This window comes from Haloarcula salinisoli, assembly GCF_019599405.1.
Classification (GTDB): domain Archaea; phylum Halobacteriota; class Halobacteria; order Halobacteriales; family Haloarculaceae; genus Haloarcula; species Haloarcula salinisoli.
In genome coordinates, this window is the sequence record NZ_RKLQ01000002.1 from 417,604 (window position 1) to 434,823 (window position 17,220).

Below are 17,220 nucleotides of genomic sequence, written 5' to 3' on the forward strand. Positions count from 1 at the left end.
TCGTATCAGCCAGTGAGACGGTCCTGACACCTTTGTACGATGGCTGTGAATGCGGTTCACATGGAACGGCGCGGAATCGCGGAGGCAGGCGGTGCGGCGCTCGTAAGTGGCGTCCTCGCCATCGGCGCGCTGTGGCTGGCCGTCGGCTACATCGACTGGGTCCTCGTCGTCGGGCTCGCCCTCGGTGCCGCCATCGCCGCCGCGGCCAACTACCGGGCCCGGACCGGTCACGCCGACACGGTCAAAACGGAGGCACCCGAGGTGACCGCCGACAACTTCGAGAACTACACGCCGGTGAAAGCCGGTGACGGCGGCACAGAGGGGCTAGACGAGGAACGCGAAGCGTCCGACCGCGAGTCGGAGTAGTCACCGGAAGCGGTCCAGTCCAGACTGCCGGCGGCGATAGCCGTCTGGCTCGGGCTCCCACGGCGAGCGGCTCGCCCGCAGCGTGTCGGTGTCGACCGGCGGCGGGTCACTCGCCTCGTACCCACCACACGCCGCGCCACACTCCTCGCTCGCTCTGACGGGGCGGCCCTTCCACGCACAGTACGGGAGGCCGTCGTCGTCGGGCGAACACTGCGCACACGCTGGGTAGTCGAACGTGCGCCACCCCTTCGCGTAGGCCCGCTCGGCCAGCCGGGTCCGGGCGCTCGCAATCTCTGGGGCCGTCACCGGCCGCACGTCGGTCCGGCCGGGGTGGCCCTCGATGCGTTCGATGCCCGGCCCGTCGGTCGGGAGCGGTTCCGGCTCCCGGACCACCTCGCGCTCGCCGCTGTCGGGGTCGAACCGCCAGACGCCGACCGCGTCGGGGATGCGGTTGAGGTGGGCGCGGGTGACGTAGTCGGCCGTCGCCAGCACCACCTCGTCGGCAAGCGCCAGCGACACGTCGGTCCGGAGCTGGGCCTCAAGCTCACCCGGTCGGTCGAGGTCGGGCTTGTTCTCGATGGCCGTGACACGGTCGACCCAGTCCGGATAGCGGGCGGTCTGGCGGACGTACGTCCGACCACCGCGGCGTTCACGCTCGAAAAAGCCCCGCTCGACGGCGAGTTCGACGGCCCGCTCGGCCCGGTCGGGGTGGCAGTCGAAGGCGTCCTTCCAGTAGCGGGCCCGGCCCGTCCCCACGTCGGACTCGATGGCCGCCGTCGGGATGCGCTCGCTGGTGATGGCGGCCCGCGCCGGGATATCGCCCGCGACGACGACGGTGTCGAGGATGCGCCGCCCGTGGACGTGGCCGCCCAGTTGCCGGCTCACCAGCCGCTCGTCGCCCTCGAGGGCCCCACACAACGCCAGCTCGAAGCCGAACTCACGCACGGGCACTGAGACGGGCGGAACGAACAAAAACTGTCTGCTCGCTGCATCCCAGACAGGCGACGCCGCCTTTTACTGGTTCGACCGTCGGACTGCGGGTCGAAACAGTAGGTTTATCAGTCGCACGTGGCGAATCTCCACCAAGATTACTCCCGAGATGACATCAAACAACCAACCGGAGGTGAACATCGGACTCGTCGGCCACGTCGACCACGGGAAGACCACCCTGGTACAGGCGCTGTCCGGCGAATGGACCGACCAGCACTCCGAGGAGATGAAGCGCGGAATCTCTATTCGGCTCGGCTACGCCGACGCCACCTTCCGTCGCTGTCCCGAGGGCGAGGAGCCCGAGGCGTTCACCGTTTCCGAACGCTGTGAGGACCACGACGTCGACACCGACCACCTTCGGACGGTGTCGTTCGTCGACGCCCCCGGTCACGAGACGCTGATGGCGACGATGCTGTCGGGCGCGGCCATCATGGACGGGGCCGTCCTCGTGGTGTCGGCGACCGAACCCGTCCCACAGGCCCAGACGGAGGAGCACCTCTCCGCGCTGGACATCATCGGCATCGACAACATCGTCATCGCCCAGAACAAGGTCGACCTCGTCGACGAGGAGCGGGCGATGCAGAACTACGAGCAGATCGAGGAGTTCGTCGAGGGGACCGTCGCCGAGGGCGCGCCCGTCGTGCCCATCAGCGCGGGCCAGGAGGCCAACATCGACCTGCTCATCGACGCCATCGAGCGGGAGATTCCCACCCCCGAGCGCGACCCCGACGCGGACGCCCGCATGATGGTCGCGCGCTCGTTCGACATCAACCGGCCCGGCACCACCTACGAGGACCTGCTGGGCGGTGTCCTCGGTGGCTCGCTCGTCGCGGGCGAGCTCGAAGTCGACGACGAACTCGAACTCCGTCCCGGCCGCGAGGTCGAAGAGGGCGGCAAGACCGAGTGGCGCCCGGTCGAGACGGACGTCCGCTCGCTGCAGTCCGGCGGCGACTTCGTCGACCAGGTCACGCCCGGTGGCCTGCTCGGTGTCGGGACCGGCCTGGACCCATCGATTACGAAGGGTGACGCCCTGGCCGGCCAGGTCGCCGGCCCGCCCGGCAGCCTCCCGCCGACCCACGAGCAGTTCGTCATGGACGTCGACCTGCTCGAACGCATCGTCGGCGACGACGGCGGCGAGGTCGAGGAGATTTCGACCGGCGAGCCGCTGATGCTCACCATCGGCACCGCCACCACCGTGGGCTCGGTCACCAGCGCCCGCGGGGGCGAGTGCGAGGTCGCGCTCAAACGGCCGGTGTGTGCCGAGGCCGGCGCGAAGATCGCTATCAACCGCCGTGTCGGCACTCGATGGCGACTCATCGGCGTCGGCACACTGCGTGAATGATAGTGCTTGACACGAACGCACTCATGATGCCGGTCGAATGCGAGGTTCGCCTCTTCGAGGAGCTCGATAGGGTCGCGCCACGCGCGACCGAAACGTCGAGCGGCGATCAGCCGCGAGACGACGCCGGGGACTACCTCGCGCCGGACGCGGTCCGCGAGGAACTCGACAAACTGGCCGACGGCGCCGGCAACGAGGCCACCGCGGCCGCCGTCGGTCGCGACCTATTGGAGCGGTGTACGCTCGCCGCGACCGAGGCCGACTACGCCGACGACGCCGTGCTCGAACTCGCACAGCGCGACGACGTGACACACGCCGTAACGAACGATAAACCCCTCAAACACCGCCTGCTCGACGCGGGGATTCCAGTAATTAGTTTAAGGGGCCGGAACAAACTGGGTATCACTCAACCATAACATGTACAAACGGGTACGCCTACGCGATACAGTCGAAGTGCCGCCGCGCCACCTCGCGGACGTCAGTCCGGGGATGGTCAAGAAGCTCCTGCAGGACAAACTGGAGGGCCGGATGGACGAGGACGTCGGCAGCGTCGTCTCCGTCATCGAGGTCCACGACATCGGTGACGGGGCCGTCCTCCCGAACAAGCCCGGTGTCTACTACGAGGCCGAGTTCGACGCCTTGACCTTCGACCCCCAGATGCAGGAAGTCGTCGACGGGGAGGTCGTCGAGGTCGTCAACTTCGGGGCCTTCATCGGCATCGGCCCGGTCGACGGGCTGCTCCACGTCTCCCAGATCTCCGACGAGTATCTGGCCTACGACGAGGAGAACCAGCAGCTTGCCTCCCGCGAGTCGAACCGCACCCTCGGTGTCGGTGACCCGGTCAGGGCCCGCATCGTCACCAAGAGCATCGACGAGCGCAACCCCCGCGACTCCAAGATCGGCCTCACCGCAAAGCAGGTCGGCCTGGGCAAACACGGCTGGCTCAAGGAGGAGCGCAAGAAACGCGAGGGCCCAGCGGAAGCCGGTGATAGCTGATGGCGGACCGACTCGTCTGTCGTGACTGTCACCGCGTCCAGGGCGCCGAAATCGAGAGCCAGTGTGAGGCCTGTGGCGGCACCTCCCTGACGGAGGACTGGGCGGGCTACGTCGTCATCGCCCACCCCGAGGAATCGGACATCGCCGCCGAGATGGAAGTGACGAAACCGGGCCAGTACGCGCTGAAAGTCCGCTAACGTGGCCGACGTTTTGCTGGACCTTCCCGAGACGCTCCGCAGCGAACTCAAGGAGCCGATGGGCGCTATTTATACCGACACAGCGGCGCTGCTTGCCGACGCCGGCGAGCCGCTCGTCGCCGTGGGGGATATGGTCACCTACCACCTGCTCGAAGCGGGCCGGGTGCCCGACCTCGCGCTGGTCGACGAGCAGACCAAGCGGTCGGCCGTCGACAGCGACGTGACCGCAGCTATCACCGGCTTCGACCGGACTGTCGCGGTCGCCAATCCGGCCGGAACGCTCACCAGCGAACTGCTCGAGGCGATGCGTGCGGGACTGGACAGCGACGCGACGACGCTCGTCGACGTCGACGGCGAGGAGGACCTGGCCGCGCTGCCGGCCGTGCTCATGGTCTCGGAGACGGCCAGCGTCGTCTACGGCCAGCCCGACGAGGGGATGGTGCTCGTGACGCCCGATGGGGCCGTTCGGGACCGTGTGCGCTCGATTCTGTCTCGGATGGACGGGGACTCCCAGGCGGTTTTCGACGCGATTTCGTCCCGAGAATAGCGGTTCGACGGAGCCACAGACAGCGGCAGCTATCGGATACTCCGAACCCGATTCGGGGCGAGCTACTGCGGTCGGGGGACGCTCAGGTTCTGCATCTCGACGCCGCACCGGTCACAGCTCACCGTCGAGAGGTCGGTACAGAGCCGCTTACCGCAGTCCGGGCACTCGAAGAGCCGTTCGTCGTCGTCGCAGGGGGCGGGGTCTGACCACCGTGGCATAGTTATGCATAGATGCCCATCCCGGGAGCTTAAACATTGTTACCATTCCGCAACGGTGGACGTTCGTCCAGAAAAACTGGACGAACGGTCACTCAGGCACCGCAAACTGTCTGACTAGCGACCGGTTACACCAGCACGTGCACGTGCCTGACCAGCGTCCAGTCACGCCAGCACGTGAACGTGCCTGACTAACGACCGATGGACGCGGCGCTCGAACCGGTCGGTGACGGTCCAGCCGGCCTCGCGGGCGAGGTGGCTCCAGTCCCGGTCGGCGACCAGCACACAGCGAGGGGCGATTCGGTGGGCGGCTTCGAGCGCACCGGAAACGAGGGGGGCGAGCTCGCCCTCGATGCGGGACTGGCGGCCGTAGGGCGCGTCGAAGACCACGGCGTCGGCGGCGTCGTCGGCGAGTGGCAGGCGCGCGGCGTCTGCGCGGAACAGCCCCCACTCGCCCGCAGCAGGATACCGGTCGGGCGCCGGATGTCCGTCGCCGTCGAGGACGTGTCGGAGGTTCCGCCGGGTGCCCCGGACCATCTTTTCCTGTGCGTCGCCGCCTACCACGTCGGCCCCGACGAGACCGGCCTCCAGCAGGAGGCCGCCGGTGCCACACATCGGGTCGACGACGGTGGTATCGGGGCGGGCGCCGGCGATGTTTACCAGCGCGCGGGCCTCCAGCGGGGCCATGCTGCCGGGCTGGAAGAACGGCCGGTCGGTGGGCTGGCGGCCGCCGAAATCGCGCAGGGAGTCGACCACCTGCCAGCCCAGCGCACAGCAGGCGTCCCCGGCCGGTTCGTCGGTCTCCTCGTCGCCCGCGGGGTCGGCGAAGTACGCGTAGAGCGTGTGGTCGGGCGCCTCCAGGTCGACGGCGAAGCCCCGGTCGGTCAGTACGCCACCCAGCGCGCGCTCGGCCCGCTGGGTGTCGATGCCCGTGCTGGCACGCACGTCGACGGCCCGGACCGCGACGGTCCCCTCGCGGTCGACGGTGGCCGCGTCGAGGACAGCCCTCGCGCTCTCGACGTCGGGGGCGGCGGTGCCGACGAGCTCGCAGGCCCGGTGCGTGTAGGCGAGGTGGCCCACGCGATCGGTGACGCCGCGGGCGGTGGCGAGCCCGGGCGCCAGTGGGGTCACGTCGCTGGCCGCGCTCGCGGCCTCGCGGCGCGCGAAGGGGTCGTCCTGTCCGCCGAGTTCGAGGACGTACACACCCGAGCACTGTTCCCACGGCGGTATCAGCGTGCCGGTCCGCCCTCCCTGGCCGGAAACCCGGAGACGGCGGCCGCACGGTCCCGGCTGGACGACGGCGACGCGGGCCGGTGACCCCGCCCATCGTCGCGACCGACCCACCGTATTTAAAACGATTTATAGTCGAGAATGTGGTAGTTTCCGGCCGTTGACTGTCAGTCCATGCCATGAACCTTTATAAAGATTAAATACGTGTTTTAAGTCGAGATATGGTTGACCCCAAGGAAACCATCAACATCGAAAACGTCGTCGCCTCGACCGGTATCGGCCAGGAGCTCGACCTTCAGAGCGTGGCGATGGACCTCGAGGGTGCCGACTACGACCCTGAGCAGTTCCCCGGACTCGTCTACCGCACGCAGGACCCCAAGTCCGCGGCGCTAATCTTCCGTTCGGGCAAGATCGTCTGTACCGGCGCGAAGTCGACAGACGACGTCCACCAGAGCCTGCGCATCGTCTTCGACAAGCTGCGGGAGCTGAACATCCAGGTGGACGACGACCCGGAGATCGTCGTCCAGAACATCGTCACATCGGCGGACCTCGGACGCAATCTGAACCTCAACGCCATCGCCATCGGGCTGGGACTCGAGAACATCGAGTACGAGCCCGAGCAGTTCCCCGGCCTCGTCTACCGGCTCGACGAGCCCGACGTGGTGGCGCTCCTGTTCGGTTCCGGGAAGCTGGTCATCACCGGCGGCAAAAAGCCCGACGACGCCAAGGAGGCCGTCGACAAGATCGTCTCCCGGCTCGAAGAGCTCGGGCTGCTGGACTGAGACCGCACTACGCGGTTCCGTCCGCCCTCCGAAGTGGGGGAGACCCCACCGCGTAGCACAACGCACAAACGCTGGCACGCCCAACTGTCGGGTATGCTCCAGGCCGGCACGCCGAGTCTGACGGGCGGCGGCGTCCTCGCAGTCATCGTCACGCTGCTGTTGACGTGGCTGTTCTACGCCGTTACCCTCCATCTGGCGGCGACCTTCTTTATCGGTGAGACGCCGACACAGCTGGCGGCAAAGGCCGCCATCGTCCCCGCCATCGTCTCGATGTTGCTCCAGCAGTGGGGGGTCTCTTCGGGGCTGGTCTCGCCTAGCCTCGGCGTGCTCGTCGTCGTCGTCGCCACGCTCGTCGCAGACGGCATCGCTATCAGCCTCTCCTACCGGCTCTCGACGAGTTCGACGGCGCCGCTCGTGGCGCTCCACCTGGCCTTCGCCGCGGTGCTTGGCTTCGCGCTGAACAACATCTTCAGTCTCGTGTAGATGGACGACAACGACCGCGCTATCGTCTCCTTTACCGGGCTGGCCCACGCGCTGGTCCACACCTACGAGCTCTCTATCCCCATCTTCGTCGTCGTCTGGCTCACCGAGTTCCCCGTGACGACCGCGACGCTCGGCACCGTCGTCGCCGTCGGCTACGCCCTCTTCGGCGCGGGCGCGCTGCCCGGCGGCGTGCTCACCGACCGCTACGGCTCGAACACGCTCGTTACGCTCTGTCTCGTCGGGATGGGTGCCTCCTTCCTGCTGCTCTCGGTCGCGCCCACCGTTCCAGTTATCGCCGTCGCGCTCGGGCTGTGGGGTCTCTCGGCCAGCGTCTACCACCCCGCCGGGCTGGCACTCATCTCGAAAGGCGTCGAGGAACGGGGCACCGGCTTCGCGTACCACGGGATGGCCGGCAACGCCGGTATCGCGCTGGGGCCGCTCGTTACTGCCCTCCTCTTGCTCGTTGCCGACTGGCGTCTCGTGGCCGCCCTGCTAGTCCTGCCCGCGGTTGGTGCCGTCGCCTACGCACGGACTGCGGAGTTCGACGAGATGGCCGCCGTCGACACGGCGGGTGAGGCAAGCCCCGACGGCGGGGAGGCGAGCGACGAGAGCCGCCCCTCGTCGGACCAGCGTTCCGACGGCGGCGAGTCGAACGCTGCAGCAGACGGCCCACCGAACTCCCTCCGCGACTTTCTCGCCGATAGCCGCGCGCTCTTCACCGTCGGCTTCACCCTCGCGATGCTCGTGGTGATGGCCAACGGGCTGTTCTATCGCGGGGTGCTCACCTTCCTCCCGGACGTGCTCGGGGGCTTTCTCCCGCCCGTGGGCGACGTGCTCGGCCTGTTTGCCGACAGCCCGCTCGCCGCGGAGTTCGACCTGGCCTCGTACCTGTACGTGGGGCTGTTGACTGTCGGTATCGGCGGCCAGTACGCGGGCGGAAAGCTCACCGACCGCATCCCCACACCCATCGGCATGGTGGCCGTCTTCGCGGCGCTCGCCGTTGTCGCCGTTCTCTTCGTCCCCGCCGCGGGGGCCGGTATCGCGCCACTGCTGGCGGTCAGCGCCGGGCTCGGCTTCCTCCTCTTTGCGCTCCAGCCGCTCTACCAGGCCACTATCGCCGAGTACAGTCCGCCCGGTGACCGCGGACTCTCCTATGGCTACACCTACCTCTGTTCGTTCGGTATCGGTGCCGCCGGCGCGGCTATTTCGGGGTATCTCCTGTCGACGGTCGGCGTCGACGGGACCTTCCTCGGGCTTGCACTGTTCCCCGTCTTCGGTCTCGGCGTCGCGCTGGCGCTGTGGCGGCTGGACGGGGGTCACTGAGTGCCCGGTGGCTACGACTCGGCCGCCAGCTGCTCGCGCTCCCACGCGAAGTACTCGCGCAGGCCGTCCTCGACCGGCCGATGGTCGATACCGAGCTCGCGCCTGGCCTTCGTGTTATCCACCGCGACGTGCTTCCCGCTCAGAAAGTCGAGCGTCTCCGCGCGGAGCCCCTCGGGGGGTGTCGTCACGCGCTCGACGACCCCCATCGCGCTGGCCAGGAGACCGAACAGCGACGGCGGGACCGTCCGCGGGGCCGGGACGCCGGTGATGGCCTCGGCCACGTCGAACAGGGCTTCCATCGTGTGTGTCTCGCCCGCGACGATGTACTCCTCGCCCGGCTCGCCCCGCTCCATCGCCAGAATGTGTGACCGCGCGGTGTCGGCGGCGTGTTCGAACGGGAACGCCCAGTCCCGGGGAATCATCGGGAGCTCCTCCTGCAGGTAGTCCCGCAGGACGCCGCGGTTCGTCCCGTAGGGCTTGTCCCACCGACCGAAGGCGTTGCCCGGCAGGACGACGACGAGGGGCAGTCCATCGTCCATCATCGGCCGCGCGACCTCGTAGTGGGCGTCCCACTTCGTCCGGGTGTAGACGGGCGAGGAGGGTCGCTCGGGGTCGTCGGACTCGTCGACCGGCTCGTCCGTGTCGTCGTAGAGGCCTGTCGTGCTGGTGTAGACACCCTTGGGCACGTCGAGCTCGTCTATCAGCTCCAGGACGTTCCGCGTACCCTCGACGTTGATGCGCTCGGCTTTCCGCTCGTTTTCGGGTCCAGGGCCGACGTAGGCCCACCCTGCGATGTGGAAGACGCCGTCGACGCCGGCCATCGGTTCGCGCAGACTCGCCTTCTCGGTGATATCGCCCTCGGTGACGGTGATCTCGTCGGGCAGGTGGCCCGCGTTCGATGCCGAGCGCGTCACCGCCACCACGTCGTGGTCGTCCTCGACGAGCTGGTCGACGACGTGCGAGCCGACCAGTCCCGTCGCCCCGGTGACGAGATACTCCATACACGACGGCTTGCTCAATCAGGACAAAAAGACTGGGCGGCTGTGCGGGCGGTACGGATGGCCGGGAGCCGCCTCCGTGCGGCTCCGACGGGGAAGGGCAGGCTGTCAGATGGAGCATACCGCTCGCCGACGGCGAGCGGTTTCCCCGAACTCGCGGCTCTGCCGCGAGTTCGGCAGTTTTTAGCGTAGATTTTTGCGAGACCCCTCCCCACAGCGCGGCCGGTGGCCGCGCGAGGAGAGGGGTCGAAGTAAAAAGGTACTATTCGACTAGCCGCTCGATTTCCGTCACCAGTACGTCGCTGGCGCCCACGTCTTTGAGGTCGTTGATAGTCTCGAAGACGTGGCTGTCGTCGACGACGGCGTGGACGGCCACGTCGTCGCTGCCGGCGATGTCCATCACCGTCGGCCCGCCCATCCCCGGCAGCACGTCTTTCACCTCGGAAAGCGCGCTCTCGGGGACGTTCATCATGAGGTAGCGTTTCCCCTCGGCCGACAGCACCGAGTGCAGTGCCATCTGCACCTGCTTGACCTTCTCGTCGTCGGCCACGTCCTCGCGAGCAAACAACCGCACCGAGGAGGAGAGCACTTCGTCGATAATCCCCAGCCGGTTCATCCGCAGTGTCGTCCCGGTCGAGGTGATGTCGATGATGCCGTCGGCGATGTCGACGTGGGGGGTGAGTTCGGTCGCGCCGGAGACCTCCGCGATGTCGACGTCCACGTCGAGGTCAGTGAAGTAGCTCCGGGCGATATTGGGGAACTCGGTGGCGACGGTGCCGCCGTCCAGGTCGTAGACGGTCTCGATGTCGCCTTCCTCCGGCGCGGCCAGTACCAGCCGGCAGCTGCCAAAGTCCAGGTCCAGCAGCTCCTCGAGATTACTGACCTCGGACTCTTTGACCTGGTCCAGCCCGGTGATGCCGATGTCGGCCGCACCGTCGGAGACGTACTCCGGGATGTCGGCGGCGCGGGCGTACAGCACCGTCACCTCGGGGTCGACGGTGTCGGCGTACAGTTGGCGGTCGGCTCCGTCGACGATGTGGAGGCCGGCCCGTTCGAGCAAGTCCTCGGCCGGCTCGTGCAAGCGACCCTTGTTGGGGACGGCGATTCGCATACTGGGTGGTCGCGGCCGCGGGCCTACTGTCTTTCCCTCTAGCAGGGGTGGGCGGACTAGTCCCGCCGCGGCAACACCAGGAACAGTCCACCAGCCACCAGCGTCAGCCCGGCCATCAGGTAAAACGAGAGGTCGAAGAGGCCGCGGTCGGCCAGGGCACCGACGAACACCGAGCCGAGCGAGCCGACGGCGAAGAAGCCGCTCCGCAACAGCCCCCACCCGGTGCCCTCGACGGCGTCGGGGAGCACGTCGACGATGTAGGCGTTCGTCAGCGGCCCCGAACTCATCCGGACGCCGATGGCGGCCGCGGCCAGTCCCAGGGGGAGCTGTCCCGAAAGTACCGGGAGCAGTGCGAGCGGGACGGCGCTGCCCACTGCGACCCCGACGAGCACCTTCGGAGTGCCGTACGTGTCGGCCAGCCGCCCGGTCAGCGCCTGGGAGACGGCGCCGCCGACGAACAGCCCGGAGAGGATGCCCCCGGCGGTCCCCTGACTGATACCGCGCGTCGTGACGAGATACGTCGTCAGGAACGCCGTCACGGCCTGGAAGACCAGCAGCATGACCATCGCGCCCAGTACTGCGAGTGCCAGCCGGCGGTCGCCCAGTCCGGCCAGGACCGCCCGGAGGTCGGCCCGCAACGACCGGTCGTCGGTGGCCGTCTCCCGGTCGGAGATGCTGAGCCAGAGCGCGACGGCGACGAGCAAGAACAGGGGCGCGACGGCGGCCAGCCCGACCCGCCAGCCGTAGCGGGCGGTGACGGCGACGGCGACGAGCGGGAGGGCGGCCGAGCCGACGGAGCCGGCGGCCATCACCGTCCCGAAGGCGACCCCTTCGTTGGCGTCGAAGGTCCGGGAGAGCAGGGTACCACGGGGCGGGCCGTAGAGTCCGGTCCCCAGCCCGAACCCGGCCGTCGCCAGCACGAACAGCGCGTAGGTCGGCGCGACGAGGTAGGCGAGCAGCCCGACACCGGACAGCAGCGCCGAGCCGACCAGCAACACCCGCTCGCCGACGCGGTCGATGTACACCCCCGTGGGGAACTGCATGGCCGCGTAGGTGAGCCAGAGGACGGTGACCGCCGCGCCCGCGCTGGTGTTCGACACCGCGAACTCCGCGCGGATGGTCGGGAGGACGGCGGGGACGACAAAACGCATCCCCAGCACGAGGAACCAGCCCGCCGCGACGGCCGCCAGCAGGCGATAGGGGTTGCCAGCCCGCGAGTCGCTGACGGCCCCGCGGACCCGGTCGGTGACACCCATCAGATACCGGACGAAGGCGTTCGACCGGAAAGACGCTGACGGAAGCGGTTCCGGCGGTGCGCGACACCTGTCCGTGCACTGGGTAATTCGACGACACACCGCCGACCGGCCCGGAAGCACAAGCCTTTGTTTCACGACACAATAGCTGAAGCTGTTGGTGAGTACGATCTCTCTCACACTAGCGACTCTCGTTCTGTTGAGTCTGGTAGTCGCTTCGACGCTCTACGCGCGGCGAGTTCGGCGCTACGACAGCGAGCGTGCAGCGGCGATGCTGGACAGTGCTGGTGGAACGGTGTTGGGGGCCTTTGCCACGGTCGCCGTCCTCGCCCTCGTCGGCAGCAACGCCGCCCCCCTCAACGACGGGCTCGCAGTCGCGTTTCCGGCCGGCGGCTGGCGGTTTGTCGGGACCGTCAGCGTCGCCGCCCTTTTCGCCGGGCTGCTCGCTGGGGGGATACTCGTCTGTTACGTACCGCTCGCGTTCGCCCTCGTCACCGCCACCGAGACGGACCGCACCGCACCCGAACTGCTCGGCAGGCTGGCTCGCCCGCTCCTCGTCTACGCCCTCGTGTTGACGCCGCTGCTGACCGTCCGCTGGTGGCCGCAGTTCGGACTCGCCGCGCTTCTCGCGACACTGGCGGCGCTGCGGGCACTGTGGCACCTGCTTTCCCCACAGCTCGTCCGGTTTACCCACCGGACGCGACCACTGCGGGAAGAAGAGCGCGAGCGCCTCGAAGCGGCGTCCGCTGCCGTCGAGTTCGAGCCCCACGCGGTCTCAGTTCTGGACAGTGAGCGGTCCCCCAAGCTCGGGATGAGTTACTTCGGAATCCCGGGCCGTCGCACGGTGCTCGTCGCCGAGCAGTTCCTCTCGAACGCGGACGAGTCACAGCTTCGCGTCGCGCTCTCCCATCTCGACGCCATCTGTCGGACGAGGGTTACCGAGCGCCGGACCGCGATTCTCTCCGGCGGTCTGCTTGGTTGTGCGTTCTTGCTCTCGCCGCTGTCGCCGCTCTCCGCTTTCGGGACGCTCCTCGCTCTGGCGGCCCTGGCCGCGGGTGTCGTCGCCGGGCTCTGGCGACTCAGCGCGAAACTCTATCGCGCCGATCGCGTTACAGCGGACCGGGTCGGCGCGCGGGAGCTGCTCGCGCTGTTCGAGTGGTGGCTCGACGAGTGTGGCCAGCCGGAGTCCACGCACGGGCGACTCGCCACAGTCCTGACCTCCCAGCCACCGCAGGACCGGCGACTCGACCGGCTCCGTGAGCGAGCCGACGACCCGGCGGAGCCCGACGGACAGAACCCGGCAGATTGAGGCCCCGGGAGGCAAAAGCCCGTCCCATGACCGACCTCCTCGTTGCCGGCGGACAGGTACTGCGACCGGATATGACCGTCGAGCGCGCGGACGTGCTCGTCGACCAGGACAGCGGCGACATCGTGGCCGTCGACGACCCCGGCGAACTGGCGGGCGAGGACACGCTCGACGCCAGCGATGGCCTGGTCATCCCCGGCCTCGTCAACGCCCACACGCACGTCGCGATGACGCTCCTGCGGGGGTACGCCGACGACAAGCCCCTGGACGCGTGGCTCCAGGAGGACATCTGGCCGGTCGAGGCCGAACTCACCGCCGAGGACGTCCGTGTCGGGGCGGAACTCGGGCTGGTGGAGATGATTCGGTCGGGAACGACGGCCCTCTCGGACATGTACTTCCACGTCGACGAGATAGCGGCGGCCGTCGAGGACGCGGGGTTGCGGGCCGTGCTGGGCCACACCGCCGTCACGGTCGCCAAGGACGACGAGGGCGCGCGAGCGGATATGCAGGAGAGCCTCGACACCGCGCTCGAACTGGACGGTGCGGCCGACGGCCGTATCCGGACGACGTTCCAGCCCCACAGTCTGACCACCGTCGGCGAGGAGTACCTGCGCGAGTTCGTCCCCGAGGCCGTCGAGGCGGGCCTGCCTATCCATCTGCACGCCAACGAGACGACCGACGAGGTCGAGCCTATCGTCGACGAACACGGGATGTGGCCACTCGAATACGCCGACGACGTCGGGCTCATGGGCGACGATACCTTCCTCGCCCACTGTGTCCACGTCGACGAGACCGAAATCGACCTGCTCGCCGAGACCGGCACGGGCGCGGTCCACTGTCCGGCCTCGAACATGAAACTCGCCAGCGGGATGGCGCCGGTCCAGAAGATGCTCGACGCCGGCGTCACCGTCGGCCTCGGCACGGACGGCGCGGCCTCGAACAACGACCTCGATATGTTCGACGAGCTGCGCGACGCCGCGATGGTCGGGAAGCTGGCCGCCGACGATGCGAGTGCCGTCCCCGCTGGGGCCGCCGTCGAGATGGCGACCGCGAACGGGGCCGACCTGCTGGGCTTCGATTCGGGCCGCGTGGCGGCGGGCGCGAACGCCGACCTCGCCGTCCTGGACCTCGAGGCTGTCCACCTGACGCCGGCCCACGACCTCGTCTCGCATCTGGCCTACGCCGCCGGCGGGAGCGATGTGCGCCACACGGTCTGTGACGGCGAGGTGCTCATGCGGGACCGCGAGGTCACTGTCTTCGAGGCGGCGGCGGTCCGCGAGCGAGCGGGCGAGCACGCGGCGGCGCTGGTCGACCGGGCGACCGAGTGAAACGGACTGTTGTCGCTGTGTCCCGGTGACCGCCCTCCCGGGAGCGGCGATACCGGGACGATACTGCACCAGCCCGTATGAGAATTAAACGCTCAAAGAAGGTTATAAACACTCCAACGAAATCTGGGGCCGTAATATCGTAGCTGACACGCAGGTGAACGAACTGAACGGGATGGGGGGTTTAATCAGGTCTCTGGCGAGGGTGGATGTGTGATGCATACCAGATTGTTTGCAGTTATGGCCACAGTGGGGTTGGTCCTGTTCGCGCTGGGACCGGGGGCGGCCACCGTCGCGGCTGAGAGTGCAGGCAACGACTCGCTCGACGTGTCGGTCAGCCAGGCCGGCAACGCCGGGCCGACCGTGACCGTCACCGACAACGACACCGCCGTGGAAAACGCCACCGTGACCGTCGAGGTCCTCGACAACGGCACGTACGCGGGTGCCGGCGAGGCGTACTCGACCGACGCGGACGGGACGGTAACGCTGCCCGAACCCGAGGAGAACGTCTCGGTCGAGGTGACCGCGACCGACGGGACGGCGACCGGCTCGACGACCGCGGAGCTGACCGTTTCGGACGGGAACGAGACCGGCGTCTTCGGTGACCGCGTCTCCTCGTTCGTCAAGTCGCTGCTCTCCGAGAACTCGACCGGTATCGGTCAGCAGGTCGCGCAGTTCGCGACCGAGAACAACCCCGGAAACGCCCCGGAGTGGGCCGGCCCGCCGGCAGACGGTGAGCGCGGCCCGCCCGAGCACGCCGGCCAGAACGATTCCGACAAGCGAGGCGGCCCGCCCGAGCACGCCGGCCAGAACGACAACGAGACGGCCGAGAACGACTCTGACAAGGGCGGTGGCCCGCCCGAAGACGCCGGCCCGTCCGGCGATAGCGACGACGCGCAGAGCCCCGGCGGCAACGGCAACGGCGGCGGTCCGCCAGAGAAGGCCCGCGGCAACGGTAACTGAGCAGCTTCGGTAGCGTTTTAGGAACTCTGTCCTTTCTCTCGGGCATGACAGCGCCCATTTCGGAGCGACTCGCAGACGTCGAACAGGCCCGTGAGTCGGGCCGACGGAAGATGGACTGGGCAGCCCAGCACATGCCCATCTGTGACGCACTCGCCTCGGAGTTCGAGGCCGAACAGCCCTTCGAGGGCGAGCGCATCGGCATGGCGATGCACGTCGAAGCCAAGACGGCGATTCTGGCCGAGATTCTGGCTGCCGGTGGCGCTGAGGTCGCTATCACCGGCTGCAACCCGCTCTCGACTCACGACGACGTCAGCGCCGCCCTGGACGCCGTCGACGGCGTCACCTCCTACGCCGAGCGCGGCGTCGACGACGAGGCGTACTACGCCGCTATCGAGGCCGTCATCGACCACGAGCCGACCATCACGGTCGACGACGGCATGGACCTCGTCGCGGCCATCCACGAGGACTACCCCGAGCTCATCGACACTATCGTCGGCGGGGCCGAGGAGACCACGACGGGCGTCCACCGCCTGCGCGCGATGGACGAGGACGGCCAGCTCGACTACCCGGTCTTCGCCGTCAACGACACGCCCATGAAGCGCCTCTTCGACAACGTCCACGGCACCGGCGAGTCCTCGCTTGCCAGCATCGCCATGACCACGAACCTCTCGTGGGCCGGCAAGACGGTCGTCGTCGCCGGCTACGGCCACTGCGGGAAAGGCGTCGCGAAGAAGGCCAGCGGCCAGAACGCCGACGTGGTCGTCACGGAGGTCGAACCCCGCCGCGCCCTGGAGGCGCACATGGAGGGGTACGACGTCCTCCCGATGGCCGAGGCCGCCGCCGAGGGCGACGTGTTCATCACGACCACCGGCAACCGCGACGTCATCGTCGAAGAGCACTTCGAACGGATGCAGGACGGCGTCCTGCTGGCCAACGCCGGCCACTTCGACGTGGAGATCGACCTCGACGCGCTCTCGGATCTGGCGGTCGACTCCTACGAGGCCCGCGACGGCGTCCAGGCCTACGAGATGGCCGACGGTCGCCGGCTGAACGTGCTGGCGGAGGGCCGACTGGTGAACCTGGCGACTCCCATCGCGCTGGGTCACCCAGTCGAAGTGATGGACCAGAGCTTCGGGATTCAGGCTGTCGTCGTTCGCGAACTGGTCGAGAACGGCGACGCGTACGAGGCGGGCGTCCACGACGTACCCGACCGACTGGACAAGGAAGTCGCGGAGATAAAACTGGACGCCGAGGGCGTCGAGTTCGACGGGCTGACCGAGACCCAGGCCGAGTATATGGATTCCTGGCAGCACGGGACGTAGGAGGAACTGAGCGTAGCGAAGTTCCTCCGAACTGCGCAGCGGTGACCGCAGGGAACCGCGAGCATAGCGAGGTCACGAGCCTGCGAGTGACCTCGTACCGGAGCGGGGAACGCAGTGACCCGTGAGACCGAGCGAGGCCGCGACGGAGTGAGCGTCTTGGTAACTGCGAGCCGTGAGCAGAGGACCCGCGAGTAGTACGCGGACCGGTCCACACATCGTACGTGAGAGACAAACCGAAATCGATTACAGCCGGGGGCTCCGCTGTTCATGTCAATGACTGGCGAACTCACTGTCGAGTTTCTCGCGCTCGAATCCGCCTTCATCATGGTCGGCTTCGCCGTCGCCGCACAGGTCGCACCGCCGGACCCGTACTCACAGGTGCTCGGGACGCTGGTGATTCTGGCGGTGACGCTCCCGCTCTCGTACTGGCTGGTCTACCGGCGGGGGCTCTCGCTGTGAGGGTGTGCCGACCGG

Annotated in this window: 20 protein-coding genes; 14 read left to right on the forward strand and 6 right to left on the reverse strand. The window is 68.1% G+C overall.

Going from position 1 to position 17,220, the window contains the following annotated elements; genetic code table 11:
* The first annotated feature begins 60 nt into the window (after positions 1 to 60).
* A complete protein-coding gene (locus EGD98_RS11245; RefSeq protein ID WP_220588466.1) occupies positions 61 to 366 on the forward strand; it encodes a hypothetical protein in 306 nt (101 codons plus the stop codon).
* On the opposite strand, the gene EGD98_RS11250 is transcribed toward EGD98_RS11245, so the two are convergent.
* Positions 367 to 1,311 (reverse strand): DUF5787 family protein, encoded by a 945-nt coding sequence (locus EGD98_RS11250; protein ID WP_220588467.1) that lies wholly within the window; start codon positions 1,309 to 1,311, stop codon positions 367 to 369. It lies immediately after the preceding gene.
* Positions 1,312 to 1,465: 154 nt separating this feature from the next.
* Between EGD98_RS11250 and EGD98_RS11255 the strand changes: the two genes are divergently transcribed.
* The 5 genes from EGD98_RS11255 to EGD98_RS11275 are packed head-to-tail and all read left to right on the forward strand — an operon-like array spanning position 1,466 to position 4,435.
* A complete protein-coding gene (locus tag EGD98_RS11255; protein WP_220588468.1) occupies positions 1,466 to 2,698 on the forward strand; it encodes a translation initiation factor IF-2 subunit gamma in 1,233 nt (410 codons plus the stop codon).
* Positions 2,695 to 3,111, forward strand: a complete 417-nt coding sequence (locus tag EGD98_RS11260; RefSeq protein ID WP_220588469.1) for a PIN domain-containing protein — start codon at positions 2,695 to 2,697, stop codon at positions 3,109 to 3,111. The genes EGD98_RS11255 and EGD98_RS11260 overlap by 4 nt, the downstream gene beginning before the upstream one ends.
* 1 nt (position 3,112) lies before the next feature.
* Positions 3,113 to 3,691, forward strand: a complete 579-nt coding sequence (locus EGD98_RS11265; RefSeq protein WP_220588470.1) for a DNA-directed RNA polymerase — start codon at positions 3,113 to 3,115, stop codon at positions 3,689 to 3,691.
* Positions 3,691 to 3,888, forward strand: a complete 198-nt coding sequence (spt4, locus tag EGD98_RS11270) for a transcription elongation factor subunit Spt4 (protein WP_220588471.1) — start codon at positions 3,691 to 3,693, stop codon at positions 3,886 to 3,888. The genes EGD98_RS11265 and spt4 overlap by 1 nt, the downstream gene beginning before the upstream one ends.
* A 1-nt stretch (position 3,889) precedes the next feature.
* The gene (locus EGD98_RS11275; RefSeq protein ID WP_220588472.1) at positions 3,890 to 4,435 is read left to right on the forward strand and encodes a GTP-dependent dephospho-CoA kinase family protein; all 546 of its coding nucleotides are present in this window, start codon (positions 3,890 to 3,892) and stop codon (positions 4,433 to 4,435) included.
* Between the two features lie 62 nt (positions 4,436 to 4,497).
* Here the strand turns inward: EGD98_RS11275 and EGD98_RS11280 are convergent, their stop codons facing one another.
* Entirely contained in the window at positions 4,498 to 4,653 is a 156-nt protein-coding gene (locus tag EGD98_RS11280) for a rubrerythrin-like domain-containing protein (RefSeq protein WP_220588473.1), read from the reverse strand.
* Between the two features lie 162 nt (positions 4,654 to 4,815).
* Complete coding sequence (locus tag EGD98_RS11285) at positions 4,816 to 5,853, reverse strand: TIGR01177 family methyltransferase (RefSeq protein WP_220588474.1); 1,038 nt, start codon at positions 5,851 to 5,853, stop codon at positions 4,816 to 4,818.
* Positions 5,854 to 6,101: 248 nt separating this feature from the next.
* Here EGD98_RS11285 and EGD98_RS11290 point away from each other — a divergent pair, with 248 nt between their 5' ends.
* The 3 genes from EGD98_RS11290 to EGD98_RS11300 all read left to right on the forward strand — a co-directional run bounded on the left by EGD98_RS11290 (position 6,102) and on the right by EGD98_RS11300 (position 8,468).
* Positions 6,102 to 6,662, forward strand: coding sequence for a TATA-box-binding protein (locus tag EGD98_RS11290; protein ID WP_220588475.1), 561 nt, complete (start codon positions 6,102 to 6,104; stop codon positions 6,660 to 6,662).
* A 93-nt stretch (positions 6,663 to 6,755) separates the two neighbouring features.
* Positions 6,756 to 7,145 carry a DUF7473 family protein gene (locus EGD98_RS11295; RefSeq protein ID WP_220588476.1) on the forward strand — a complete coding sequence of 130 codons (390 nt, stop codon included), beginning with the start codon at positions 6,756 to 6,758 and terminating at the stop codon, positions 7,143 to 7,145.
* Entirely contained in the window at positions 7,146 to 8,468 is a 1,323-nt protein-coding gene (locus EGD98_RS11300; protein ID WP_220588477.1) for an MFS transporter, read from the forward strand.
* A gap of 11 nt (positions 8,469 to 8,479) precedes the next feature.
* Here the strand turns inward: EGD98_RS11300 and EGD98_RS11305 are convergent, their stop codons facing one another.
* From EGD98_RS11305 to EGD98_RS11315, 3 genes are all read right to left on the reverse strand, one after another.
* The gene (locus EGD98_RS11305) at positions 8,480 to 9,469 is read right to left on the reverse strand and encodes an NAD-dependent epimerase/dehydratase family protein (protein WP_220588478.1); all 990 of its coding nucleotides are present in this window, start codon (positions 9,467 to 9,469) and stop codon (positions 8,480 to 8,482) included.
* Positions 9,470 to 9,728: 259 nt separating this feature from the next.
* Positions 9,729 to 10,577: an ATP phosphoribosyltransferase gene (hisG, locus tag EGD98_RS11310; protein WP_220588479.1), complete on the reverse strand. Its 849-nt coding sequence runs from the start codon at positions 10,575 to 10,577 to the stop codon at positions 9,729 to 9,731.
* Between the two features lie 56 nt (positions 10,578 to 10,633).
* On the reverse strand, positions 10,634 to 11,770 hold the full coding sequence (locus EGD98_RS11315) for an MFS transporter (protein ID WP_220589405.1): 1,137 nt from the start codon (positions 11,768 to 11,770) through the stop codon (positions 10,634 to 10,636).
* Positions 11,771 to 12,029: 259 nt separating this feature from the next.
* Here EGD98_RS11315 and EGD98_RS11320 point away from each other — a divergent pair, with 259 nt between their 5' ends.
* The 5 genes from EGD98_RS11320 to EGD98_RS11340 all read left to right on the forward strand — a co-directional run bounded on the left by EGD98_RS11320 (position 12,030) and on the right by EGD98_RS11340 (position 17,205).
* The gene (locus EGD98_RS11320) at positions 12,030 to 13,139 is read left to right on the forward strand and encodes a hypothetical protein (RefSeq protein WP_220588480.1); all 1,110 of its coding nucleotides are present in this window, start codon (positions 12,030 to 12,032) and stop codon (positions 13,137 to 13,139) included.
* Between the two features lie 26 nt (positions 13,140 to 13,165).
* Positions 13,166 to 14,464 carry an amidohydrolase gene (locus tag EGD98_RS11325; protein WP_220588481.1) on the forward strand — a complete coding sequence of 433 codons (1,299 nt, stop codon included), beginning with the start codon at positions 13,166 to 13,168 and terminating at the stop codon, positions 14,462 to 14,464.
* Between the two features lie 213 nt (positions 14,465 to 14,677).
* On the forward strand, positions 14,678 to 15,424 hold the full coding sequence (locus EGD98_RS11330) for a hypothetical protein (protein ID WP_220588482.1): 747 nt from the start codon (positions 14,678 to 14,680) through the stop codon (positions 15,422 to 15,424).
* A gap of 44 nt (positions 15,425 to 15,468) precedes the next feature.
* Positions 15,469 to 16,746, forward strand: coding sequence for an adenosylhomocysteinase (locus EGD98_RS11335; RefSeq protein ID WP_220588483.1), 1,278 nt, complete (start codon positions 15,469 to 15,471; stop codon positions 16,744 to 16,746).
* A 273-nt stretch (positions 16,747 to 17,019) separates the two neighbouring features.
* Complete coding sequence (locus tag EGD98_RS11340; RefSeq protein WP_220588484.1) at positions 17,020 to 17,205, forward strand: DUF7534 family protein; 186 nt, start codon at positions 17,020 to 17,022, stop codon at positions 17,203 to 17,205.
* Positions 17,206 to 17,220: the final 15 nt, after the last annotated feature.